Raw genomic sequence first — 26,333 nt, forward strand, 5'->3', positions numbered from 1 at the left:
ATCATACTTGCATTCTAGAGATTTCTTTATATGCATCGATGACTTTCCCCTGTACTTGGACAGCTGTTTGCAAAGTGATACTTGCTTTTTGAGCTGTAACCATCACTTCATGCAAGTTATCAACTTCACCTTTTGCAAGCTTTTCTGTCATTTGGTTCGATGTCACTCCGGCTTTATTTACATTGTTAATTGCATTTTTCAAACTATCTGCAAATGCAGATTGCACCTCAGAAGGAGATGCTTTTGTTTTGGTAGATTCCGTTTGTGGTTGTAATTGTTGCAAGGATGAAATCGAGGTCGCTAAATTGTTCATCTCCAATATACCTCCTGTTATCTTCCGATTTCTAATGCTTTCATAAGCATGCTTTTATTAGCATTCATAGCAGTTACGTTGGCTTCATATGAGCGTGTAGCACTCATTAGATCAACCATTTCTTTTAGTGGATCAACATTTGGCATCGCAACATATCCATCGTCATTTGCATCAGGATGATTGGGATTGTACATCATATTAAACGGTTCTGGATCTTCCTTGATATCAGTGACTTCTACACCTTGCGCAGAATCAGTTGAAGAACCCATTGCGGTTTGTAGATGAGATTGAAATGATTGCCCATTCGGTTGAAAGGTAACCGTCTTCCTACGATATGGTTGCCACTGACCATCTTCCGTCTGGGATGCTCTTGTTGTTTCAGCGTTTGCCAGATTGGAAGATACAACATCCATTCTCAGTCGTTGTGCTGTTAATGCGCTAGCACTTGCATTTAGTGAATTAAATATCCCCATTATTTATTGACCACCTTTCAGGACACTTTGAAGGCTTCTAAACTTACCATTCAGACGATCTACCAAAGCTTGATAATAGATTTGGTTTTTTGCTAAGTCTGACATTTCTTTATCCATATCAACATTGTTTCCGTTATGGTTATATGTTGTATTTGAATTCGTTACCACTTTGTAAGATTTCCCTCTATAGCTACTAAAAGGGATATGCTTTTCATTCGTTCTTTTCGTTTCTAAAGAGTTATTTACTTCATTTGCCAAAACGTCCTTAAATACCACATCTTTTGACTTAAAATTAGGGGTATCGACATTTGCTATATTATTTGTAATTGTTTGGTTCTTTTGTGATGCGTAATTCATTGAGTTCTCTAACACTTGAAATGTGCTCCCAAAGAGTTTCATTTTCCCCCTCCTTTTTAACCAAATTTTTAAGTAGTGAGACCTAGTTTCTACGGTAATTGTAAGAAATACAAGACTGAATGTCTATGAGATTAATTCCCTATTTAACCTATATTTCTATAATTTTCTTGTAATAACAAGACTATTTACCTACAAAAACAAACAAGTTCGTCAAGGCAAATTTTACGACAATTTTCGCGTTAAGGTTACATTTTTCCATCTAGGTATTATTATGACACATTAGGAATTCAAAAGAAATGTACAAAGTATAAAGATTTTTGTAAGACCCCCAAAAAAAATATCCCTTCTCGAATAGAGAAGGGATATTATTCCATATATTTAGTTCAATCGCATGTTTTGTAATTCATGTAGAAATTTGTCGTTTAGTACTTTAATGTACGTCCCTTTCATTCCGAGGGAACGAGATTCGATTACACCAGCACTTTCTAACTTACGCAAGGCATTTACAATAACCGAACGTGTAATCCCTACACGATCAGCAATCTTACTCGCCACTAGTAATCCTTCATTGCCTTCTAGTTCTTCAAAGATATGCTCAATTGCTTCTAGTTCACTATACGACAATGAACTAATTGCCATTTGTACAACAGCCTTACTTCTTGCTTCTAATTCGATTTCTTCGGCTTTTTCATGAAGAATCTCCATACCAACCACTGTAGCTCCGTACTCAGCAAGCAATAAATCATCTTCATTAAAGCTTTCAGTAATACGACTTAAAATTAACGTTCCCAAACGTTCTCCCCCACCGATAATAGGGACGATTGTTGTTAGCCCGTTCTTAAATAGGTCACGATTTTCTACTGGAAACGCTGTGAATTCACTATTTATATCAATATTGGACGTAGTTTCTTTGATGTTAAATAAATTTTGAGTGTATTCCTCGGGGAATTGACGTTGTTCTAGCATATTTTTCATGCGTTCGTTTTCTATTTCCTGTTTAATCGCGAAACCTAACAATTTACCTCGACGACTTACAATGAAAGTGTTTGCTCCAATTGTATCTCTTAATGTTTCAGACATATCATTAAAGTTCACGGATTTACCTGTTGTTGTTTGTAACATCGCATTAATGTTACGTGCTCGTTCTAATAATTTCATAGTGATCCTCCTGTTCTGACTTAGCTATAGAATAAATTGGCTTAAATCTTTATTTTTCGCAATCGAAGCTAATTTGTCGTCTACGTATGTTTTAGTGATTTCAATTGTTTCCATATTGACATCAGGTGCTTCAAAAGATAAATCTTCCAAGAGCCTCTCTAAAATGGTGTGTAAACGACGAGCTCCTATGTTATCTGTGTCCTGGTTCACTTCAAATGCAACTTCTGCAAGTCTAGTTACAGCTTCGTCAGAAAATTCAACATTTATACCTTCTGTCTCTAGAAGTGCTTTATATTGTTTTAGTAATGCATTTGAAGGCTCTGTTAAAATATTGACAAAGTCTAGTACGGTCAGTTTTTCTAATTCTACCCTAATTGGGAAACGTCCCTGCAATTCTGGAATAAGATCTGAGGGCTTAGACATATGAAAGGCTCCAGCAGCAAAGAAAAGAATATGATCGGTTTTAACCGGTCCATATTTAGTTGTTACAGTAGACCCTTCTACAATTGGAAGAATATCGCGTTGGACACCTTCCCGAGAAACATTAGCGGATTGTTCACTTTGCCCTGCAACTTTATCTATCTCATCAATAAAAATCATTCCAGTCTGTTCTACTTTTTGAACAGCTTCTTGAGAAACTTCATCCATATCAATGAGCTTTTGTGCTTCTGATTGAGTGAGTACTTTACGAGCCTCAGCCACAGTTAAACGACGTTTCTTCGTCTTTTTAGGCATGAACTGACTAAATGCATCTTGCATGTTCATCCCCATCTGTTCCATACCCGAGCCTTGCATCATGTCAAACATAGATGGTTGCTGTTCATCTAGTTCAACAGTAACCATGTGATCTTCAAGTTCACCCATAGCCAGTTGATTTGCTCTACGTTTGCGCTTCTGTTCAATATCTTGCTCTTCCTGAGTTGATTCTTCCTGACCTTGATCTTGTTGCTGATTGAAGAACATTTCCAATGGATTTTTAAAGTTATTTTGTTTTTTCTTTTCTGGAACTAATAACTCTACTATACGTTTATTCGCCAACTCTTCAGCGCGACCTTTAACGCCTTCCATTTTTTCTTCTTTCACCATTCGTACAGACGTCTCCATCAAATCACGAATCATTGACTCCACATCTCGGCCGACATAGCCTACCTCTGTAAACTTTGTTGCTTCAACTTTTATAAAAGGCGCACCCACTAGTTTAGCTAATCGCCGAGCAATTTCTGTTTTCCCCACACCAGTGGGTCCAATCATCAAAATATTCTTTGGAACAATTTCTTCTTTAAGCTTATCGTCAAGCTGCATACGTCGATATCGATTTCGTAAAGCAATTGACACTGATTTTTTAGCATTTTTTTGACCAATAATATATTGATCAAGTTTTTCCACGATTTGACGTGGAGTAAGATTATCAGACATATTTACGTCCTCCTTTACTCACCTAACACTTCTAAAACTATCTCATTGTTCGTATACACACATATTTCACCAGCAACTTCTAAAGCTGCCTGAGCAATTTCACCTGCTGTTTTTTGGTCAGTATATCTCTTTAATGCTCTCCCTGCACTCAAGGCATAATGCCCACCTGAACCAATTGCTAGGATGTCATCATCTGGTTCAATCACTTCCCCAGTTCCAGAAACTAATAGCATAGCATCCTTATTCATTACAATAAGCATGGCCTCTAATTTACGAAGAACCTTGTCACTACGCCATTCTTTAGCAAGTTCAACAGCTGCTCTTTGGAGATTACCATCAAATGCTTCTAGTTTGGCCTCAAATTTTTCGAACAGTGTGAAGGCATCCGCAACAGATCCAGCAAATCCTGCTAGTACTTGCCCTTTATATAAGGTACGAACTTTTTTTGCTTTATGTTTCATTACAACTGCATTTCCAAATGTAACCTGACCGTCCCCACTCATAGCACTTTGACCATTATGTCGAACGGCAAAAATAGTTGTAGCATGAAATTGTTGTTCCAACCTATCCACCTCTTTCCAATCGTCATCCTTTTAGGCTCTTGGATGGCTATTATTATATATTTTACGTAAATGGTCTTTCGTTACATGAGTATAAATTTGTGTTGAAGACAAATGTTCGTGTCCTAATAATTCCTGTACGGAACGTAAATCGGCACCTTCATTTAACATATGGGTTGCAAATGTGTGCCTCAACTTATGAGGATGTAAATGAATTGTCAAAGCTGCTTTTTGCACCATTTGATCCAATACTTTTCGAACACCTCTATCTGTCAAAGGCGTACCTTTTGCATTTAAGAAGACATGCTGTGTTGCATGGTTTGATTTTGCTAACAGCTTGTTTCTGCCGTTAGAAATATAATCTGATAATGCTTCTTGAGCAAAGCTACCGAATGGTACATACCTTTCTTTTCTCCCTTTTCCTTGTACAAGTAAAGTACCTAAAGAAAAATCTATGTTTTCTATGCTCAGTTTTACACATTCACTAACACGCATTCCAGTTGCATATAGTAATTCCAAAATAGCTTGATTTCTTTTCCCAAGTGAAGTGTTCAAATCACTAACATGAAAAAGCTTCTCCAACTCCTCTTCATATAAAAACTCTGGAATTGGTTTATTCATTTTAGGTAATGAAATATTTAGGAATGGGTTAAATTCAATCTTGCCTTCTCTTTCAAGAAATCGGTAAAACATTCGTAAACTTGATAGCTTCCGTGATACAGATCTCCTGGACAATTGTCGATCATATAATTCGGTTAAAAATATACGAATTACTGCATAATCCACATCAAACAAAGAAGTAATCCCTTCCTTATTTAAAAATTCAAGAAATGCATTCAAATCATATTCATAAAATTGGATGGTATTAGAGGAAGCATTTTTTTCAATTTGTAAGTATTCGATAAATGCCTGTCTTTCCTTTTGAATATCCATATTATCACCTCACATAAGGCGTTTAAATATTAACACAGTTCTATACCTTATGCAATGAATTTTACTAAATTGTAACAAAATTCTGAATTGTTATCGATTAGACTCAATTTCATAACCTTTATCAGGATAGCCTTTTGAACAGATATTATTCAAATTTCTGTCAAGCAATTTCCCTTACCACTCGTAGATTATAGCCTTAGTGTGAAATAGGTGTCAAACAAAGTTTTCTGTACAATCATAATCTTTACAAAAACTTATTCCAAATTTTAAAATAATCAAGTTTTGTTACAACCTTATGGTAAATAAACATGTAATAGAAGGGCGATACCAACTTCTACTTTACTATAAGAAGCTTCTTAATTTTATATGCCAGAAAAGCCCCATTATCTTGAAGGCTTGAGTTCGAGATATATTCAAAAGATGATGGGTCCGATACTTGAAACGTGGAAGGGGGTTACGGTGAAGCAACTCGCTTTCCTGCGGGCGAGCTGGTGAGCCTTCTCAGTTGCTTTGCTCCCTCCGGGGGTCTCACCAACCTCTTTCTCCCGCGGGAGTCTCGTAGTTTCCCTTCACCCCTATACGGGTAATGGCTATCGGACCCGCGGCCAAATGTTGTATGTCTCCCGAAAGGACATATAAGCCCTTATTTTTAGTGAAAACCCTCTTTGGTTAGATCTTACGGACAAATAAAACTTTATTTTTTACAAACAGCGAACTAAATGTCCATTAGTCTCTTGCCACAGAATTTTTTGTTATGAACCAATTGTTATACTAGAACTTACTAGGGTGTGTACCATTAGAAGATATTCAAATACCTCAACCTCTCTAACTTCGCAAATGTTGCCGTTTCTCCCAACATCGCAGGAGGTGGCCATGGAACAAGAAGAACTCCCGCTGGAAAAAGAGGTAGGCAAGACTCCACAGAGCCCCGATTTTTGGGCTCGAGGAGGCTTGCCAGCTCGCCGGCAGGACGCGAGTTGTTCCACGGCCACCTTTATTCTAACTAAATCTACGGAAACACCCCTCTTTCGGGATTACCAAATTTATCTCGATTTTAAGTCTTCCATATTATTCCTCTTATCCTGAATATCGCAAATAATACATTCGTATGTAACATAAAAATTTACTACATTCTACACAAAAAAAGCCTGGCTTCCTATTAATAGAAGCAACCAGGCTTTTTTACTATTCTTGTGAATCTTCTTTATAGTTACATGATGTACATTGAACTTGTGTGCCTTTTTTCGCCTTCTTTTCTACCAATAAAGATTCACATTTTGGACAAGGACGGCTAATTGGCTTATCCCAAGAAATAAAGTCGCACTCTGGAAAGCGATCACATCCATAAAAGGTACGACGCTTTTTACTTTTACGTTCAACTACATTACCTTCTTTACACTTAGGGCATTTTACACCTATTTCTTTTAAAATAGGCTTGGTATTCCTGCAGTCCGGGAAATTCGAGCATGCTAGGAATTTACCATAGCGTCCCATTTTGTAGACCATTTCGTGTCCACATTCTTCACATGTAACACCAGCAGGTTCATCTTTAATCTCGACTTCTTCCATTTCTTTTTCAGCCTTTTCTAAACGCTTCTCGAAATCTTGATAAAAGTCATCGATAACTTGAATCCACTGCTTTTTCCCTTCTTCTACAGCATCCAAGTTTCCTTCCATTTCAACTGTGAAGTCCACGTTAATAATTTCAGGAAAATACTCTCTTAATAATTCAACTACGATTTCACCCAACTCCGTTGGTACGAATCGTTTATTATCCAAGCTTACATACCCACGTCTTTGAATAGTATCTAATGTTGGAGCATAAGTAGATGGACGTCCAATGCCCATTTCCTCCAACGTCCTCACTAGACGAGCTTCTGTGTACCGTGGAGGTGGCTGGGTAAAGTGTTGGTTCGGTTCGATTTTGGAAGCCTTAACAGTCATACCCTCTTCCAATTCAGGTAAGTACTTATCTTCTTCCTTTTTGTTATCATCGCTACCTTCCACGTAGACCTTCATAAAACCTTTGAATTTTATTTTAGATCCTGTAGCTCTAAATTCAACATCCTCATTTAATAAATGAGCTGTTATCGTATCCATCACGGCAGGAGCCATTTGACTCGCTAAGAAACGTTCCCAAATTAACTTGTATAAGCGAAATTGATCTCTTGATAAGAATTCTTTAATTGTTCTTGGATCACGCACTGTGGAAGTTGGTCGAATTGCTTCGTGTGCATCTTGTGCATTTTGTGCATTTTTGTTTTTTTGGTTCCCTTTTCCTAAAAATGTTTTGCCGTACTTCTCTTCAACATATCCAGCTGCTTCTTTTTGAGCACTTTGAGATATTCTTGTAGAGTCCGTACGCATATAAGTAATTAAACCAACCGTACCTTCTTTTTTCCCTAGCTCTATACCTTCATAGAGTTGTTGCGCAAGCATCATGGTTTTCTTAGCTTTGAAGTTTAATTTACGTGCTGCTTCCTGTTGGAGGGAAGATGTTGTAAAAGGAGCTGCGGGATTTCTTCGCCTTTCCCTTTTATTTATTTTATCAACGGTAAAGTCTTTCCCTTTCATTTTTGAAAGTACTCCATCAACATCCTCTTTTGAAGATAGTTTTTCTTTTTTTCCATTCAAACCGTAAAACGATCCTTCAAATGATTCTTTTTCTTTTTGAAAGTTTCCTTCAATTGTCCAATATTCTTCTGGCTTAAATTCATTTATTTCATTTTCACGATCAATGATAAGCTTTACAGCGACTGATTGTACTCGTCCAGCACTAAGGCCTTTTTTAACTTTCTTCCATAATAATGGACTGATATTATAACCAACCAATCGGTCTAGAACCCTTCTTGCCTGTTGTGCATCTACCAGATCCATATCGATGGTACGAGGGTTTTTAAACGATTCTTTTATAGCATCTTTCGTAATCTCATTAAACACAACCCTGCATTGAGATGTTTCATCCATATTCAGGCTATGTGCTAAGTGCCAAGCAATTGCCTCTCCCTCTCTGTCGGGGTCAGCGGCAAGATACACTTTCTTCGCTTTTTTAGCTGCCGTTTTCAATTCTTTTAATACGGGCCCTTTACCTCTTATTGTGATGTACTTAGGTTGATAGTCTTCCTCAACATTCACACCCATTTGACTTTTAGGTAAGTCAATTACGTGGCCCATTGATGCTTTTACAGAATATTTTTTTCCTAAATATCGCTCTATTGTTTTTGCTTTTGCAGGTGATTCTACAATAACCAGATAATCTGCCATATATGTTTCCTCCCAGATGGGGTTCATTTTCAGTTGTTAGTTCTATTGTTATGTTGAAAACGTTTATTATTTTAAAATCTTCCCTATTATTAAATATTTCTTCTCAGTTTGTCAAACGCATAAATAGATAAATATTTCATTTTATGGATATTTCAAACAGAAATTTGACGATAATCTACAAAATTACCTCCATTATTACAACCAATCCTCTTCTATATCGTGGGAGTTTTGAACTAATTTCGCTCCTTGTTGGATTAATCGATGACACCCCACTGACATGGGGGATGTAATATCGCCTGGTAAAGCATACACATCTTTCCCTTGCTCTAAAGCTTGATCCACCGTAATAAGAGATCCGCTTCTTTCTTTCGCTTCTATCACTAATGTTCCTGTACTTAGACCGCTAATAAGTCGATTACGCTCCGGGAAATGCCATTTCTGAGGTTTGATATAAGGAGGATATTCACTAACAAGGAGTTGGTTCCTTCTAAGGTTTTCCATAAGTCCTCGATTTTCTAAAGGATAGCAATGGTTAAAACCAAATGCAAGCACAGCGATTGTTCGACCTCCTTTTTCCATTGTTATATTATGAGCAAAGGTGTCGATTCCTCTCGCCATACCACTAACAATTACGCATTTCTGTTCAATTAATGGAGTTAACACATTCTTCATTATTGGGTATGCTTTAGAGGTAGGAGTTCTTGTACCTACTACGCTAAGAGAAGGTGATTGACTTAGTAAAGATAGGTCCCCTTTACAATATAAAACAATCGGCGGATCTGGGATTTGTTTGAGGTGGGAAGGAAACAGAGGATGCTTATTCGTTATTACAATATTTTGATGTATATAGGATGCTGTAAGGCGCTTCATATCACTCGAATGCAACTTCTGAAATATACTTGTAGCTTTCTTGGTTGGGAGTTGTAATAAAGAGGCTAGTTGAGCAAGAGATTTTTTATAGGGAAGGATTAAATTAGGATCTACATTCATAACCTTCCTCATTAATCGACGATTTCCATTCAACACTATAAGAAGATGGCATAAGCGGAATTCAAAATTGGTCATCACATTTATCCTTTCTACTAAGTAAACAAGTTTCTACTATTGTAATGTTTATTATAGGCATCATTAGAAAGAAAAGCTCCTGGGGGATACCAGGAGCTTTCGAACATTCTTCTTAATGTGTTTTACATTTTTCATATAGAGCATTATTTTTCAAGACATTAATAAGTGTTTCACCCATTACTGCTGGCGTTTCTGCAACTTCAATGCCGCATTCATTCATAACAGAAATCTTTTCTTCTGCTGTTCCTTTTCCGCCAGAGATGATTGCACCAGCATGTCCCATACGTTTACCCGGAGGAGCTGTGCGACCTCCGATAAATCCAACTACAGGCTTATCCATGTTTTCTTTGACGAAACGGGCAGCTTCCTCTTCTGCAGTACCACCTATTTCCCCAATCATGATAACTCCATACGTATCAGGATCATCTTGGAATGCCTGCAATACATCAATAAAGTCAGTACCATTTACAGGGTCTCCGCCAATTCCAACAGCAGTAGATTGACCAATTCCAGCTTCTGAAAGTTGATGTACTGCCTCATACGTTAGTGTTCCACTACGGGAAACAACACCGATATGGCCTTTTTTGTGAATATAACCAGGCATAATACCAATTTTACATTCTTCAGGGGTAATAACACCTGGACAGTTTGGTCCTACTAGGCGAGTTTTCTTGCCTTCCATATACCGTTTAACTTTTACCATGTCGATTACAGGGATATGTTCTGTAATACAGATTACCATATCAAGTTCTGCATCTACTGCTTCCATAATAGCATCGGCAGCAAATGCTGCAGGAACGTAAACAACGGAAGCAGTTGCTCCTGTTTGTTCAACAGCCTCTTCAACTGTATTGAAAACAGGTACACCCTCTACTTCTGTTCCGCCTTTTTTCGGGGTTACACCACCAACAATTTGAGTTCCGTACTCAAGCATTTGTTTTGTGTGGAAAAGTGCAGTAGAACCTGTGATTCCTTGCACAATAACTTTTGTATCTTTATTAATATATACACTCATTTTTGTCCGTCCTTTCTTATTTTACTAGTTCAACAATTTTCTGAGCCGCTTCAGCCATAGATTCAGAAGCTGTAATATTTAGTTCTGACTCATTTAGAATTTGTTTACCTTCTTTTACGTTGGTACCTTCTAAACGTACAACAAGTGGAATCTCTAAACCTACTTCTTTCGAAGCCGCTACTACACCTTCAGCAATAACATCACACTTCATTATTCCACCGAAGATATTAACGAGAATCCCTTTAACACTGGAATCGGACAAAATGATCTTAAACGCTTCCGTTACCTTTTCTGTAGTGGCACCTCCCCCTACATCAAGGAAGTTGGCGGGCTCACCACCGTAGTGCTTAATGGTGTCCATCGTTGCCATTGCAAGACCCGCACCATTCACCATACAACCGATATTCCCGTCTAGAGCAATATAACTTAGGTCATACTTAGAAGCTTCAATTTCTTTTGGATCTTCTTCATCTAAGTCACGATATTCTAAAATATCTTTTTGACGGAATAAAGCGTTATCATCAAAGTTTAACTTTGCATCTAAAGCTAGAACTTCACCATCACCTGTCGTAACAAGAGGGTTAATCTCAGCAATGGAGCAATCTTTTTCTACAAAGACTTGATAAAGACCCATCATGAATTTAACTGCTTTACCTAATAATTCATCTGGGATATTAATGTTAAATGCTAAACGACGTGCTTGATATGGCATTAAGCCTGCAACTGGATCAATAACTTCTTTAAATATTTTTTCAGGCGTATTTGCAGCAACTTCTTCTATCTCTGTACCGCCTTCTTCAGAAGCCATCATCGTAACTCTAGAGGTTGCACGATCAAGTACAATGCCTACGTAATATTCCTTTTGTATGTCACAGCCTTCTTCTATCAGTAAGCGCTTAACTTCTTTACCTTCAGGTCCTGTCTGATGAGTAACCAACTGCTTACCTAGAATTTCATTGGCATATGTACGCACTTCATCTTGGTTTTTTGCTACTTTTACGCCACCGGCATTACCGCGTCCTCCTGCGTGGATTTGTGCTTTCACTACTGATACCTTAGAGCCTAGTGCATTCGCAGCATCTACAGCTTCATCTACGGTATAAGCTACCTTACCATTGGGAACGGCAACGCCGTAGCTACGTAATATTTCTTTACCTTGATACTCGTGAATATTCATGTTCCATCCTCCCATCAAATTGTCACTGCATGACCATTGTATAAAAAATATGTGTGAATTGTCCACAAATTCATTTATAATATAGAAAACTTTCGAGAATTTCTCTTTATTCTCACAAAATATCACATAAATCAGGTAACTAATTTAGTTACCTGTAATTGTGCTACGTAAACTAGTTTCTGGAAATAGTATCCCCCCCTCAACAGACCTGTTTTCTTAAAAGAATCCACTTTACGTTTTTTATCCAGATCGTTTATCAACTTGATATACAAATGCAAACACTTCTGCTACAGCCTGATAAAGATCTTCTGGTATTGTTTCATTTATATCTAGCTCTCCAAGCAAATTTACTAAAGCAGGGTCTTCTTGAATAGGTACATGATGCTCTTCTGCACTTTCTACGATCTTAGAAGCAACATCGCCTTTTCCCTTAGCTACAACCTTTGGTGCTTCTTGTTCATCAGCATCATAATTTAATGCAACTGCCTCTCTTCGTTTATGTTGTTCACTCATATTTTTAAATCAAAGCCTCCTTGAGGAAAAGTGGAATGTTTTGAAGTAGGGGTTTTTGTTTCTTGGTGATTTTCATGTATAGCACGATGTCTAACCGTAGAAACCTGATACCCTATCTTTTCCAACCCTTGTTCTAAAGACGGTTTTAGCGACTTTAGAACAGAAGATGCCTTTTCGTTATCCGAAAAGATTGTAAGCTGAACAATTCTTTTTTGAACACGCATATCAATTACCGTTTCTTTTAAAGATCCTAATTCTAAATAAAATAAAATATGGCAATAATCTGGATCAATTACGTCATCTTCATTTTTTTTGCCTTCTACATCCATGAATAAATCCTGTTCCAAACCAAACCATTCCCCAGGTAACTGTAGGTTCATTTGAAGCATTTGATTGTTTTCCTGCACATTTAACGGCATCCCATTCAGATGATGGAGAACTGTTTGTAATTTCTCCGTCATTTGAGGACTAGTACCGTCATGCATTACTTGTAAAACTGTGGATTTTAATGTTTGATTTACTTGTTCTGGATTATGAAGAAGCTTATGCTCAACGTTCATTCCTGTTGATTGCAATGAAGACTTTAGCTGGACTAAAAACTGCTCCTTACTTCCCTGGAAAAGCTGAGATTGATCTTGCCTAGCATGACTTAACCAATCAACTAATACTTGCATTTGTTGTTGAGTAAGCTGTCTTCCAGATACCTGCTGAAGTTGATTCACCATGTTGGATATAGGAGCTGATTGTTGTTGTATAACTTGTTGTGGTTTTTGACTTGATGCAAATTCTTGCAATACTTTATATGCATCATCAGTTAAAGTGCTTTTCAGGGATTGTATCAAAGCTTGATTTTGATTAGAAAAAAGTAGTTGCTGTGTTTTTAATTGTAATGCATTTACTTGTTTGTGATCCATCTGACTAGTATTTAGCTTTCCATCTTGACCTAGTTTAACTAGGCTTGTCAAAGTTGTTACCCATTGTTGAAATTGTTGTTGCTTTCCACCTTGAAAAGGTAACTGTTGTTGTAATAGGTTCAATAATCTCCTTGCCATATCTTTCGAAGAGTTGTTACTGTTCGTAACCTGGGACAATAACGTCTGCGGTAAGTCCTCTTGATTAGCAGGTCCTTTTAGAGTAGGTTGTGAAGAATGGAATACTTGAGACTTCAAGTTTTGTATCGAATTAGCTTCCGAAATGATACCAGCCTTGCGTAATACATGTAAGCTTTCTGATTGATTCATGTTTATATGAGCATTTAGCGTATTAGAGACCTGTTGAGAAAAAGAAGTTGTTGATCGGTTCATTGCAGATTTTATTTGATGTAATAATTGTTGCTGTCGATCTGTCGTTGGTTGACCTTCTAAGTCTGCCTCAACAGACTGTAAGGTTGATGATAAAGTCTGTTGTCCTTCTATTCTCGTCTGTAATGCTTGAAATATCGAAGCTTTGATAGGCATTTTTCGTTTCAACATGTCTAGCATCACATGGTTGAATCCTTTTTGGTCACCGAATTTACCCAATATGCTTATAGCCTTCTGAACATCACCTTTTTGAAATGGTATGTTTTCATTTAACAAGGTTTTGATAAGGTTGGCGCGTTCTTTTGAAAAAGATATTCCTAACTGCTGTAATATTTGTGTGGTTTGTTTATCAGATTGTTGCATGCCCACTTCATTCATCACTTGTAATTGCACCATTTGGTCATTAGACTTCACTTGAAATAAATATCGTCCATTTAGAGTTAAGGCGGCTTCTAACTGTGCGGTAACTTGCTGATTACCAAGCTGAACAAGGGCGCGTTGGTTTGGATAAAGCTTTAGTACTTTACCAGTTACCATTTGACCAGGCTTTAATGTTTGTTGGATAGATTGAGTTTTTGATGATTTCAGTGTCTCTAACAGTTGTGATGTAATGGTAGAGGACAATATTATTCACCTCCATAAATGGCTTTACGAACGGGGGAAAAAGAACGCCTATGGTACTGAGTTATACCATGCTCCTGTATGGCTTGCATGTGTTCTTTTGTTCCATACCCCATATTATTTCCAAATTGGTATTCAGGAAAAGCGTTATGAAGTGTTTCCATATAACGATCTCGTGTTACTTTAGCTAGCACACTGGCTGCAGCAATGGAAATACTGCGAGTGTCCCCTTTTATTAGTGCATCATAACTTACACTAATGTCTGTTAATTCTACTGCATCGATTAATACATGATCGGGGAAAGGATCTAATTGAGATAGGGCTTTACGCATTGCTAACTTTGTAGCTTGGTGAATATTCAATTCATCAATCACTTCACTTGGAATTACTCCTATCCCATAGGAAATTGCTTCTTGTTTTATCGATTCAAAAAATAGATTACGATTACTTCCTGTCAACTGCTTAGAATCATTCAATCCTACCAAATGGAAATCTATAGGTAAAATAACTGCTGCTGCTACTACAGGGCCGGCCAAAGGACCTCTTCCAGCTTCATCTATACCAGCAATATACTGTTTGCCTTCCTGAAAGTAATGCTTCTCAAACGATTGCATTTCCTCAAATTGATGTTGTAATGCTCGTTTATGCTTTTGTTTTTTTTCATATTGCTCCAATAATTTTTGAACACCTTTACGGCTATCCTTTTGGAATGCTATGTATTGTTCTTCTGTAAACTGTTCATTATTGATAAGTTCTTTAATATAAGCAATTGTAAAGTCTGATTTCATATACTCCTCCATCAATCTTTATATCGGTTTTAGTTAAAAATTTTAAAGTATAGCAATTTTCGTATTTACATTGGACTATACGAAAGAAAGGCTGACCCAATGTGAGTCAGCCCTGTATCACTCTGTTTCTTGTTGTTCGACAACTTCAGGTGTCTCAAGTGTAATGGCACCTAATTTATTGGATCGTAAATCACGTATGATAATATCAGCTACTTTATCAAAATTGACGTTGCCACCGCTTTCTAAACATCCACGTTTTTCACCTATATGCTCGAATGCTTCACCCATTTCTTCAATAGAGGAAGGAAGACCATAGCGTTCTTTTAAAGCAGATGAATAATGAGCTTGTAGAAAACGAATTATAAAAGCCGCTACATCTGGTATTGGTAGAATATTATCTTTAATCGTCCCAATAGATGCTAAACGATAACCAACGATTTCATCCTCAAATTTAGGCCATAATATACCTGGAGTATCTAATAACTCAAAGTCTTTTTTAACTTTGATCCATTGTTGTGCCTGGGTCACCCCTGGCTTGTCTCCAATTTTTGCAATCTTTTTCTTAGCCAGTCGATTAATCAAAGTAGACTTCCCTACATTAGGAATACCTAAAATCATTGCACGAGCCGGACGAGGGCGAACCCCTTTTTTCCGGAGCTTTTCTAATTTTTCATTTCCAAGTTCCTTCGCCTGTTGTACGACTGATTGGATGTCTTTTTGCTGTTGAACATCTACAGGTATAGCAATGATTCCTTTTTCTTCATACCACTGAACCCACTGCTCCGTTACATGTGCGTCAGCTAGGTCTTTCTTCATTAATAAGACCATTTTCGTTTTCTGGTTTAAAACCTGATGTAACATTGGGTTTTGAGATGAGTAAGGTGCTCTTGCATCTACCAGTTCAATAATAAAGTCTACTAACTTCAATTTTTCTTCTACTTCACGTTTTGCTTTGGCCATATGGCCTGGAAACCATTGAATAGTCAAATTCAATCACCCTTTTTTTAGTTCACAGTTCCAATTCGACTAGGTGGCCAAATTTTAAATTGAGCCTCGCCTACAATCCGGTCTATTGAGATGAGTCCTAATCTTCTACTATCTGTGGAGTTATTACGATTATCCCCTAACACCAATACATACCCCTCAGGAATCTTCTGATATCCACCTGGTAGGTCTTCAAGTGAAAAATCAAATGTGTACGTTTGATTATCATTTAACTGGTTAACCCTGTCTTGTATAAACGGTTCGTTAACAGTCTTGCCATTCACATATAGTTTTTCATCTTTGTATTCGACGTGTTCACCTGGTAAACCAATTACACGTTTGATATAATTCCGAGTTTCTGTTGCATGAAATACAACAACATCAAAACGTTCTGGATCTCCAATCGTATAACTTATCTTATTAACAATTAAGTAATCCCCATCATGTAAAGTTGGTAACATAGAGGGCCCATCTACGATAACTGGAGAAAACAAAAACACACGTATAATAATAGCAATTGCAGCAGCGATACCTAGAGCTTTCACCCAGTCAAACCATTCACTTCGTTTTCCAGTCACCCTTCACCCCTCCACAGAAACTCTAATATAATTTATTATTCGTTCTATTGATAACAAAAAGGAGCCTGTCAATGCAAGCTCCTTTTTCGGTGTCATCTTAGCGAAGTTCTTTGATACGTGCTGCTTTACCACGTAGATTACGTAGATAATAAAGTTTAGCACGACGTACTTTACCACGACGACTTACTTCGATTTTATCAACGCGTGGAGAATGTACAGGGAATGTACGCTCAATACCTACACCGTAAGAAATCTTACGTACTGTAAATGTTTCGGAAATTCCTCCGCCACGGCGCTTGATTACTACACCTTCGAAAACCTGGATACGTTCACGGTTACCTTCAACAACCTTAACGTGAACCTTAACAGTGTCACCTGCTTTGAATTTAGGAAGGTCTGTACGTAGTTGGTCTTGTGTTACTTCTTGGATTAAGTTTTGCATCCTTTTTTCACTCCTCTTCACTAATGCTCATGCCTGGATAACCTAGCAGCGGAACATCGTTTTATTCTTAAGTACGATCACTTAAGCACAAGGTTTAATATATCATAATTAAACTATGACTGCAATATTTGATCACTCATTTTCCCATGATTCTATCCATTCTTTTTCCTTTTCACTCAAAGGATAGTCACGTAATAAATCTTCACGTCGCTTATACGTCCTCAAAAGGGATTGTTGATGTCGCCATTCGTCAATTTTAGCATGATTTCCAGAAAACAAGACTTCTGGAACGTGCATCCCGCGGAAATCTCTTGGTCGAGTATAATGGGGGTGTTCCAATAATCCGTTTGAAAATGAATCTTCTGGTGCAGAGGATTCATTACCTAGCACACTTGGGAGAAGTCTTACAACACTATCCATGACGACCATAGCTCCAAGCTCTCCACCCGTTAACACATAATCCCCAATTGAAATCTCATCTGTGACAAGATGCGTTCGAATACGTTCATCATAGCCTTCATAATGTCCGCACAGAAAGATAAGGTGGTCCTCTTGTGCTAACTCCTCTGCCTTTTGTTGAGAGTGAGGTTCGCCTTGCGGGCATAGAAGGATAATCCGTGGATACTTGGTTTGATTTGATGTGTCTTTAATAGCATCTACTGCATCAAAAATAGGTTGAGGTGACAATACCATTCCCGCACCTCCACCATAAGGCGTATCATCCACTTTATTGTGTTTGCTCTCGGTGTACTCTCTAAAATTTATGGTGTTGTAGGAGAAGGCATTCATATCTTGTGCTCGCTTCATGATTGATGAATTTAATACTCCATCAAACATTTCTGGAAATAGTGTAAGAATATCGATATGCATCAGTCTAGCAGCCCTTCCATAGGATTAATGACAATTCTCTGTTGTTCTATATCCACCTCGTAAACAATTTGTTCAATATAGGGAATCATTGCATCCTTTTGTTGTTTTCGTTTTACTACCCATACATCATTTGCGCCTGGGGATAAAATCTCCTTCACAGTTCCTACTTCTTCACCATCTGTTGTAACAACATGACAACCAATGATTTCACGGTAATAGAATTCTCCTTCATCCAAAGGGGTTTGTTGCTCTTGTGTAATAGAAAGAGAGCCACCTTTAAACGCTTCAACCTCATTCAGGCCATCATACCCCTGAAAATGAAGAAGGTGAAAGTTCTTATGCATGCGATGCCCGTCTATAGTTAGTTCCATTATGTTTTGACCATTTGCATTTTTCCAATACACGATATTACCCGGCTCAAATCGATCCTCAAAATCTGTAACTTTAATAACGCGTACTTCTCCTCGTACACCATGTGTGTTCACAATTTTTCCTACTGTAAATAATTGTTCTTCCATTCTTATCACCTATTCATCAATTCTGATTACTTTGCCATCTTCGACGATGATGGCGCCATTATTCATGATACTATCCCAATCGTCACCAACGTTAACTTCAACAATTGTTTCTACTTCATCTTCCGTTATTTCACTGCCTAATGGTAATACATTCAATTGCTCTAATTTATAATCCACCCATCGTATTTTTTCTTTGCGACGGTCAATCTCACGTTGAAATCGTTTCGATACTTCTTCACGGGACACATTTTGTTTCATTTCTATTTTTCTCTTTTCAAAAGACAGTTGCTGGCACTCCTGATCTAATTGTGTCTTTTGTTTCTCGAAATCATTGGCTAGCTTTTGCTTACTCAATTCAGTAAGTATTTGTTTAACGGGAACCTTTTTCATTATTCTCATGATTCCGTCCTCCGTATTCTATCTTGAACTAGATTTTTACACTCATTTCAAGTCCTTTAAGTTAAAGAAGAAGGTCAAAGCATGAAATGGTTAACATAGCGTAAAAAACTGATACTAGACATCTATGAGTTACAATTTCTTTACTTACAAGAAAAGCGCAAGTGCACTGCTATCAACTTATATGCTGCGGCCTACACAACGTAGATTGGTTCGATATTGCTGCGTGAAGCAACAGCCTTAATCAAGCTTCCCTGCATCCACAGTAAATAAAGGGAAAAACCAAAGCATACGCGATTCGATATTAACTTATCGACCGGAGGTGAAGGAAGCTACTAGTGGGGTGGACGCTGAAGCTATGTATCTAAGTGCCTAATTTCATGCTTTCTTTTCTTATAAAAAAAGGGAAAGGTCTCCCCTCCCCTTTTCACATGATATCCAAGTAAACTCTTTTAGTTGAATTTGATGCTGCAGCATAGACAACGGTACGAATAGCCTTAGCTATACGACCATGTCTGCCGATCACCTTCCCTACATCTTCTTTATGAACAGATAGATGATAGGTGATTTTGTTTTCTTCTTCCTGTTCATGAACAGTAACTTCATCAGGGTAATCGACGAGCGGTCTAACCATCGTTTCAATTAGGGCTTTCATGATATCACACTACTTTACTTTTGAGTTTTTTGTGCGTGAAACTTCTCCATGATGCCTTGTTTTGAGAATAGGTTGCGTACTGTATCAGATGGCTTAGCACCTTTTGTCATCCAATCAAGTGCTTTTTCTTCGTTTACAGTAACCTCAGTTGGATTAGCTGTTGGGTTGTACGTTCCAATCTCTTCGATGAAACGACCATCACGTGGTGAACGAGAATCTGCTACGACTAGACGATAGAAAGGGTTACGCTTTGAACCCATACGTTTTAGACGAATTTTTGTTGCCATATTATAAAACCTCCATATTTTTAATTCATTAATAATATCATTACACAAGTAAAGATTGTAGCAGACAATCAAAAGTGTGTAAAGTGTTTTTACATTACATTCTAAAAATTGTGTGAGTCATGGACGAACTACTGCCGTTTTTTACATGAAAGGCATTTTAAATCCACCGCCACCTTTGCCTTTTTTGCCTTTTTGATTGGTCATTTGCTTCATCATTTTCTTCATATCACTAAACTGCTTAAGAAGTCTATTCACTTCAGCAACAGTACGACCTGAACCTTTGGCAATACGTTTTTTACGGCTGGCGTTCATGATACTAGGATCCTCACGTTCTTTCTTGGTCATAGACTGAATGATGGCCTCTATGTGGTTGAGTTGCTTTTCATCAACCTGAGCGTTCTTAAGACCTTTCATTTTATCTGCTCCGGGAATCATACCTATGAGTTCATCAAGAGGACCCATATTTCGGACTTGTCCCATTTGTTCTAGGAAATCATCCAATGTAAAGGACGCGTCCTTCATTTTTTGTTCAAGCTGTTTGGCTTGATCTTCATCGACTTCATTTTGAGCTTTTTCAATCAGGCTGAGCATATCACCCATTCCCAAAATACGCTGGGCCATACGATCTGGATAGAAAGGCTCTAATTGGTCAAGCTTTTCACCCATACCTGCAAATTTAATCGGTTTATCGGTTACAGCTTTAATGGATAATGCTGCACCACCACGTGTATCACCATCTAGCTTAGTTAATACAACGCCCGTAACATCTAACTGTTCATTAAAGGTTTCAGCAACATTAACAGCATCTTGACCTGTCATAGCGTCAACAACAAGGAATGTTTCATTTGGTTGAACATTTTGACGTATTTGCTGGAGTTCATCCATTAGATGTTCATCGACATGCAAACGACCAGCCGTGTCAATAATAACGTAATCATTGTGGTTGTCTTTTGCTTGTTGAATAGCCTCATTTGCAATATCTACTGGGTTTGCTTCTGTACCTTTTGAAAACACAGGCATATCAAGCTGTTTCCCCAATGTTTCTAACTGATTAATGGCTGCAGGACGATAAACGTCGGCTGCTACAAGTAAAGGATTACGATTATGCTGCTTGCGAAGATGGTTTGCTAACTTCCCTGTAGTGGTGGTTTTACCCGCACCTTGTAAACCAACCATCATAATGACAGTTGGTGGCCGGTTCGCAACAGCAATCTTGCTTTGCTCCCCACCCATTAAGTCCGTCAACTCTTCCTTGACCACTTTAATCACTTGTTGACCAGGGGTAAGACTTTGCATGACCTCTTGACCTACTGCACGCTCTTTAATGCGTTTAATAAAGTCTTTTACAACCTTAAAGTTAACGTCTGCTTCTAGTAATGCAAGACGTACTTCACGGGTCATTTCTTTCACATCAGCTTCGGTAACCTTACCTTTGCCTTTTATCTTTTGAAACGTATTTTGCAGTCGGTCGGCTAACCCTTCAAATGCCATATAAGCCGTCCTCCTAATCTAAATTCTCAAGTGTATGAATGATGTCTAATACATCATCATGACCTTGTTGAATGGAATCTTTCAATTGATCGAGCAGCTGCTGCCGCCTTTGGAAACGTTCATACAAGTGCAACTTTGTTTCATATTCTTCTAACATGGTTTCTGTACGTCTAATATTATCATAGACGGCTTGACGACTCACATCGAATGTATCGGAAATCTCCCCTAAAGAATAATCTTCAAGGTAATAATACTCCATGTAACTACGCTGTTTATCGGTAAGCAATTCTTGATAAAAATCAAATAAATAGTTCATGCGTGTTGTTTTTTCAAGCAAAGCAAGCACTCCTTGTTAAGTGAAAAGCCTTTACATATACAAATAGTACAAAATGTAGTAGGCGTCTGTCAAGGCTAGACCTTGAAATTATGAGGATTGTTCTTCCTGTTCTTCTAGCATATCTGCAAATAGCCCATACACAAAGGCATGTGCATCAAAAGCTTGTAGATCGGTAACTTTTTCCCCTAAACCTACATACTTAACAGGTATATCTAATTCATTGCGAATCGCCATGACAATACCACCTTTAGCTGTCCCATCAAGTTTTGTCAATACGATTCCTGATACGTTTGTACTCTCAGAAAATGTTTTTGCCTGACTTAGAGCATTCTGACCCGTGGTAGCATCTAGTACAAGTAATGATTCATGAGGTGCGCCTGGTATTTCACGTTCAATAACACGTTTCACCTTAGAGAGTTCATTCATCAAATTCACTTTGTTTTGGAGACGTCCTGCTGTGTCACATAGAAGTACATCAGCGCCTTTTGATTTAGCTGACTGGATTCCATCATAGATAACTGCAGCTGGGTCACTGCCTTCGCTATGTTTAATAACAGGTACATTCACTCGTTGACCCCAAATTTCTAATTGCTCTATCGCACCTGCACGGAATGTATCTCCTGCTGCTAGAACAACATTTTTCCCTTGGTCTTTCAAACGCTGAGCCATCTTTCCGATTGTAGTTGTCTTTCCTACTCCATTTACACCGACAAATAGAATAACAGATAGACCATCTTCATTTAACTGAAGTTCTTCTATTTCCTCCTCATCATCACCATAATAGATTTCAACCAGTTTCTGGGAGATAACTTCTTTCATTCTGGAACTGTCTTTAATATTTTGCCGTTTCACTTCCATTTTCAGCTCGTCAATCAATTCCATAACAGTATTGACGCCTACGTCAGCAGATATAAGAATCTCCTCTAATTCTTCAAAGAATTCTTCATCAACAGTACGATACTTGGCAACGAGGTCGTTCACTTTACTAGCAAAAGAATTTCGAGTTTTGGAAAGCCCTTCTTTAAACTTGTCAGAGATGGTTTCCTTTTCCTCTACTTCTGCATTTTCTTCCTCATCACCTTGGGTTTCTGAAGTAATTAGACTTTCTTGTTCTTCTTCCTCTTTTTTTGTAATCTTTTCCTTCAATTTTTTAAAGAAACTCATCTTCACTCATCCTTTCATTATATGGTTGCGCCTTCTACTAATTCCTTTGTTTCCTCTAATCGAACAGATACAAGCTTAGATACACCAGACTCGGGCATGGTTACACCATATAGTACATCCGCTTCTTCCATTGTTCCCTTACGGTGAGTGATAACAATAAATTGCGTTTTTTCACTAAATGCTTTTAAATATCTGGCAAATCGATTTACATTGGCTTCGTCTAACGCTGCCTCTACTTCATCTAGTACACAGAAAGGAACTGGTCGCACCTTAAGGATTGCAAACAATAAAGCTATTGCGGTAAGAGCGCGTTCTCCCCCAGATAATAACCCTAAATGCTGAAGTTTTTTACCAGGTGGTTGTGCGACAATCTCAATACCAGTTTCTAATATGTTTTCCGGGTCTGTCATACGTAAATCAGCTCTTCCACCGCCAAATAATTCTTTGAATACAACAGTAAATTGTTCTTTGATTTGAGAAAAAGTCTGTTCAAAGCGTCGTTCCATTTCTTCATCCATCTCAGCAATGACATTATAGAGGGTCGATTTCGCCTCAAGTAAATCGTTTTGCTGATCCGTTAAAAAGGTATGGCGTTCAAGAATACGATCATATTCTTCAATCGCGCCAAGGTTTACGGTACCCAATTCTTCAATACCACGCTTGATCAGCTTCACCTTCGTCTGAGTTTCTTCCATATTTTCTGTTTTAGGATACGTTGCTTTTGCCTTTTCATAGGTTAGCATGTACTCAGTACTAAGGTGCTCAAGGCGATTTTCAAGCTCGACATCTAATCGATTGGATTTAACTTCCTTATCTTGAATGTCGTTAACTACCGATTGATGGTTCCGCTTCATTTCTTTCAATTCATGCTCAATATCTTCTATCGCCTGTGACCGTTTACTTCGTTCTTCCCGACGGCTCTGAATTAATTCTGTATTTGACTCTTTGTATTTACGTTTTTCTTGAATTTTTTCTTGTAAGTCTTCTTGAGTATCCCCATTATCGGTTAATTGCTGTAAGTCATCGAGGTGCTTTTGCTGCTTTTTTATGGTCTCATTACGCTCAGCTAATTGGTTCTGAAGCGTTGTGGTTTTTTCATTCTGATTTTGCACCTGTGTTTGTTGTTCAGCAAATTGAACATTCAGATGATTCAGTTGTTGTTGGAGCTGTTCTTCGTTTGCTTTTTGAGAACTTTGTTGATATGTTAATTCATCAATTCGTTTCTGAACATGTTGCAAGTGCTGATCTATCTCTTCTAGTTCCGTATATAACTCTTCATTTCGTGCGTGAAGCTGGTTATAATCCGTTTCAAATTGAGCTTTGTCTTGATCGTATAGCTTGAGATGATCATTTAAATTTTGCTCTTTTAGCTCTAACTCTCTTACGTTAGATTTTATTTGCTGTTCCTCTGTTCGATACTGATCTAACTTCTCATGTAGCGATCGTACCTCATGTTGTTTTGTAGTGATATCATTTTTTAAATTTTTAACTTCTTCTTCAAATTGACGAGCTCGTTGCTCATAATGAGAAAGCCTATCCTTTAATTCTTCTAATTCCTTTTCTCTTGTGAATAGCGATTGATTGCTTTTCTTTTGAGCACCACCCGTCATGGAACCGCCTGGATTCACAACATCGCCTTCGAGGGTTACAATACGGAACTTCCTACCAGTTGCACTCGCCATTTCATTTGCATCCTTCAACGTCTTTGCAATGATTACATGTCCCATTAGATGCTTAATGACGGTTTCATACTTTGCGTCATAACGAATTAACTCGGATGCTACTCCCACAAATCCATCATACTGTTTGACGGTATTTAGACGTTCTCCAGGTATATACTTCGATTGAATAGTAGGTAAGGGTAAAAATGTTGCTCTTCCTTTATTATTCTTTTTAAGCCAATTAATCGATTGTCTGGCATTTTGCTCATTATCAACGACCACATGTTGAGCTTGGGCACCTAAGGTTGTTTCGATAGCTGTGAGATAATCACTTGGAATGTCAATTAATTCTGCAACAGCACCCTCAATACCTACCAACTCATTATTTTGACGAGCCTTTAATACTTCTTTGACACCTTGAAAAAATCCTGCAAAGTCTTCTTTCATTTCCTCCAGCATTTCTTTTTTAGAGCGTAGCTTCTCAATATGTTGGTATCCCTTATAAAGTTTAGATTGTTGTTCTTGATAGTCTTCATTGGATTTATCTACTTGTTGCTGCAATGTAGCAAGTTCTTGCTCTGCTTGCTTTCGTTGTATCGAAGTCTCATCTAGACTAGACTGGGCAGATTCTTTCTGACTTTGTATTTGTGTCCGCTCTTCTAAGAGTCCCTTAAACTTGTCTTCCAAACGAGTGTTTTTTACATCCGTCTGTTGTAGTTGTTGTTGAATAGACTGTTGCTCGTTACGTTTTGCTGCCTGTTGATTCAAGTACTCAATATAATCACTTTTTAACTCTTCAATTAGCTCTTCGTGATCTTCACTAGCACTAACTAACTTTTCTTTCACATCATCTAGTTGCTTTTTTGTTTGATTCCGTTGTTCTTCATAGGCTTTTAGTTTAGATTGTTCTTCTTGGTAAGAGGACTCTTCTTGCTGCTGTTGCTTTCTTAACGAAGCCAAATCTTCTTCCATTTTCGTTTTATTTTCCGTATAATGCTTGTGTCGCTCAGATAGAAGTTCCTTTTTACCTTCAAGGTTTTCTAATTCTTGGGTTAGGATGAGCAATGATTCTTGAAGTTCTTCAATTGATTCATCCAAAGCTTGTATATGTGCTCTTTCTTCCTCTATCTTGGCTTCTTCGTTTTGTATTGTTGATTGAAGCTTTCCTTCTTGTTCCTTTTGCGTTTCTATATCCTTAAGCATGGTTTCCCATTGTTCATGCAATGACTCTATTTCTGCTACAAGTAGTGATACCTCATGTTGTTCTAACTCTTCTTTCTTCTCAAGGTAGTCTTTGGCAATAGCAGCTTGTTCTTTTAATGGTTCAAGTTGGTTATCTATTTCATATATAATATCTTCTACACGATTTAAGTTTTCTTGCGTTTCAGCTAACTTATACTCAGCTTTTTGCTTACGTTGTTTATATTTTAAAACTCCAGCTGCTTCTTCGAAAATGGACCTTCTCTCTTCAGCTTTTGAGCTTAAAATTTCTTCCACCTTGCCTTGTGAAATAATGGAAAAAGCTTCTCGTCCTAGACCTGAATCCATGAACAATTCAACAATATCCTTTAAACGACAGGATTGTTTATTAATATAAAATTCACTTTCTCCAGAACGATATACTCGCCTTGTTACGGAAACTTCTTGGTAATCTATCGGTAATGCATGATCTTCATTATCTAGGGTTAAGGTGACTTCTGCAAAATTTAATCCGTTTCGAGTATCACTTCCTGCAAAAATGATATCCTCCATTTTCGCCCCTCTTAAGGATTTTGCAGATTGTTCACCTAACACCCAACGGACAGCATCTGTAATATTACTTTTACCGCTTCCGTTTGGGCCGACCACAGCCGTCACTCCTGGTACAAAATCGACTGTTACTCTATCTGCAAACGATTTAAATCCTACTGTATCTAAACGTTTGAGGAACATATTATTTCCTCCTATGTACTCTACTTTTTTGTTTTTTTCTCAGATGTTATTTTCAATTTCAACT

26 protein-coding genes are annotated in these 26,333 nt (G+C 37.8%); all 26 read right to left on the minus strand.

Annotated features, from left to right (window positions below):
- Position 1: 1 nt before the first annotated feature.
- The 26 genes from fliE to smc all read right to left on the minus strand — a co-directional run bounded on the left by fliE (position 2) and on the right by smc (position 26,269).
- Entirely contained in the window at positions 2-313 is a 312-nt protein-coding gene (fliE, locus tag GLW08_RS01535) for a flagellar hook-basal body complex protein FliE (RefSeq protein ID WP_160846827.1), read from the minus strand.
- Positions 314-330: 17 nt separating this feature from the next.
- Entirely contained in the window at positions 331-786 is a 456-nt protein-coding gene (flgC, locus tag GLW08_RS01540; RefSeq protein WP_160846828.1) for a flagellar basal body rod protein FlgC, read from the minus strand.
- Positions 787-789: 3 nt separating this feature from the next.
- Positions 790-1,185 (minus strand): flagellar basal body rod protein FlgB, encoded by a 396-nt coding sequence (flgB, locus tag GLW08_RS01545; protein ID WP_160846829.1) that lies wholly within the window; start codon positions 1,183-1,185, stop codon positions 790-792.
- A 336-nt stretch (positions 1,186-1,521) separates the two neighbouring features.
- Positions 1,522-2,301: a GTP-sensing pleiotropic transcriptional regulator CodY gene (gene codY, locus GLW08_RS01550; RefSeq protein WP_160846830.1), complete on the minus strand. Its 780-nt coding sequence runs from the start codon at positions 2,299-2,301 to the stop codon at positions 1,522-1,524.
- A gap of 24 nt (positions 2,302-2,325) precedes the next feature.
- The gene (hslU, locus tag GLW08_RS01555; RefSeq protein WP_160846831.1) at positions 2,326-3,717 is read right to left on the minus strand and encodes an HslU--HslV peptidase ATPase subunit; all 1,392 of its coding nucleotides are present in this window, start codon (positions 3,715-3,717) and stop codon (positions 2,326-2,328) included.
- Between the two features lie 14 nt (positions 3,718-3,731).
- Positions 3,732-4,280, minus strand: a complete 549-nt coding sequence (hslV, locus tag GLW08_RS01560; RefSeq protein ID WP_160846832.1) for an ATP-dependent protease subunit HslV — start codon at positions 4,278-4,280, stop codon at positions 3,732-3,734.
- A 30-nt stretch (positions 4,281-4,310) separates the two neighbouring features.
- Positions 4,311-5,210, minus strand: coding sequence for a tyrosine recombinase XerC (gene xerC / locus GLW08_RS01565; protein WP_160846833.1), 900 nt, complete (start codon positions 5,208-5,210; stop codon positions 4,311-4,313).
- Between the two features lie 1,185 nt (positions 5,211-6,395).
- Positions 6,396-8,474, minus strand: a complete 2,079-nt coding sequence (gene topA / locus GLW08_RS01570) for a type I DNA topoisomerase (RefSeq protein ID WP_160846834.1) — start codon at positions 8,472-8,474, stop codon at positions 6,396-6,398.
- Between the two features lie 195 nt (positions 8,475-8,669).
- Entirely contained in the window at positions 8,670-9,464 is a 795-nt protein-coding gene (dprA, locus tag GLW08_RS01575; RefSeq protein ID WP_237458254.1) for a DNA-processing protein DprA, read from the minus strand.
- A gap of 187 nt (positions 9,465-9,651) precedes the next feature.
- Entirely contained in the window at positions 9,652-10,554 is a 903-nt protein-coding gene (gene sucD / locus GLW08_RS01580; protein WP_160846836.1) for a succinate--CoA ligase subunit alpha, read from the minus strand.
- A 16-nt stretch (positions 10,555-10,570) separates the two neighbouring features.
- The gene (gene sucC / locus GLW08_RS01585; protein WP_160846837.1) at positions 10,571-11,731 is read right to left on the minus strand and encodes an ADP-forming succinate--CoA ligase subunit beta; all 1,161 of its coding nucleotides are present in this window, start codon (positions 11,729-11,731) and stop codon (positions 10,571-10,573) included.
- Between the two features lie 240 nt (positions 11,732-11,971).
- On the minus strand, positions 11,972-12,244 hold the full coding sequence (locus tag GLW08_RS01590) for an EscU/YscU/HrcU family type III secretion system export apparatus switch protein (protein WP_160846838.1): 273 nt from the start codon (positions 12,242-12,244) through the stop codon (positions 11,972-11,974).
- Positions 12,241-14,169, minus strand: a complete 1,929-nt coding sequence (locus tag GLW08_RS01595; protein WP_160846839.1) for a hypothetical protein — start codon at positions 14,167-14,169, stop codon at positions 12,241-12,243. Before GLW08_RS01595 ends, GLW08_RS01590 begins: the two co-directional genes overlap by 4 nt.
- Positions 14,170-14,171: 2 nt before the next feature.
- On the minus strand, positions 14,172-14,954 hold the full coding sequence (locus tag GLW08_RS01600; protein WP_160846840.1) for a ribonuclease HII: 783 nt from the start codon (positions 14,952-14,954) through the stop codon (positions 14,172-14,174).
- A gap of 117 nt (positions 14,955-15,071) precedes the next feature.
- Positions 15,072-15,941 (minus strand): ribosome biogenesis GTPase YlqF, encoded by an 870-nt coding sequence (gene ylqF / locus GLW08_RS01605; RefSeq protein WP_160846841.1) that lies wholly within the window; start codon positions 15,939-15,941, stop codon positions 15,072-15,074.
- A 17-nt stretch (positions 15,942-15,958) separates the two neighbouring features.
- The gene (gene lepB, locus GLW08_RS01610) at positions 15,959-16,516 is read right to left on the minus strand and encodes a signal peptidase I (protein WP_160846842.1); all 558 of its coding nucleotides are present in this window, start codon (positions 16,514-16,516) and stop codon (positions 15,959-15,961) included.
- Between the two features lie 97 nt (positions 16,517-16,613).
- A complete protein-coding gene (gene rplS / locus GLW08_RS01615) occupies positions 16,614-16,958 on the minus strand; it encodes a 50S ribosomal protein L19 (protein WP_036816318.1) in 345 nt (114 codons plus the stop codon).
- Positions 16,959-17,090: 132 nt separating this feature from the next.
- Entirely contained in the window at positions 17,091-17,828 is a 738-nt protein-coding gene (gene trmD, locus GLW08_RS01620; RefSeq protein WP_160846843.1) for a tRNA (guanosine(37)-N1)-methyltransferase TrmD, read from the minus strand.
- Positions 17,828-18,346, minus strand: a complete 519-nt coding sequence (gene rimM, locus GLW08_RS01625; RefSeq protein ID WP_160846844.1) for a ribosome maturation factor RimM — start codon at positions 18,344-18,346, stop codon at positions 17,828-17,830. Before rimM ends, trmD begins: the two co-directional genes overlap by 1 nt.
- A 9-nt stretch (positions 18,347-18,355) precedes the next feature.
- On the minus strand, positions 18,356-18,745 hold the full coding sequence (locus tag GLW08_RS01630) for a YlqD family protein (RefSeq protein WP_160846845.1): 390 nt from the start codon (positions 18,743-18,745) through the stop codon (positions 18,356-18,358).
- Between the two features lie 424 nt (positions 18,746-19,169).
- Entirely contained in the window at positions 19,170-19,397 is a 228-nt protein-coding gene (locus GLW08_RS01635; RefSeq protein WP_036816310.1) for a KH domain-containing protein, read from the minus strand.
- 14 nt (positions 19,398-19,411) lie between these two features.
- The gene (gene rpsP, locus GLW08_RS01640) at positions 19,412-19,684 is read right to left on the minus strand and encodes a 30S ribosomal protein S16 (protein WP_160846846.1); all 273 of its coding nucleotides are present in this window, start codon (positions 19,682-19,684) and stop codon (positions 19,412-19,414) included.
- Between the two features lie 141 nt (positions 19,685-19,825).
- Entirely contained in the window at positions 19,826-21,175 is a 1,350-nt protein-coding gene (gene ffh, locus GLW08_RS01645; protein WP_160846847.1) for a signal recognition particle protein, read from the minus strand.
- A gap of 13 nt (positions 21,176-21,188) precedes the next feature.
- On the minus strand, positions 21,189-21,512 hold the full coding sequence (locus GLW08_RS01650; RefSeq protein WP_160846848.1) for a putative DNA-binding protein: 324 nt from the start codon (positions 21,510-21,512) through the stop codon (positions 21,189-21,191).
- Positions 21,513-21,599: 87 nt separating this feature from the next.
- Complete coding sequence (gene ftsY, locus GLW08_RS01655) at positions 21,600-22,676, minus strand: signal recognition particle-docking protein FtsY (protein WP_160846849.1); 1,077 nt, start codon at positions 22,674-22,676, stop codon at positions 21,600-21,602.
- Positions 22,677-22,693: 17 nt separating this feature from the next.
- Entirely contained in the window at positions 22,694-26,269 is a 3,576-nt protein-coding gene (gene smc, locus GLW08_RS01660; RefSeq protein WP_160846850.1) for a chromosome segregation protein SMC, read from the minus strand.
- Positions 26,270-26,333: the final 64 nt, after the last annotated feature.

It is taken from the genome of Pontibacillus yanchengensis, assembly GCF_009856295.1.
Classification (GTDB): domain Bacteria; phylum Bacillota; class Bacilli; order Bacillales; family BH030062; genus Pontibacillus; species Pontibacillus yanchengensis_A.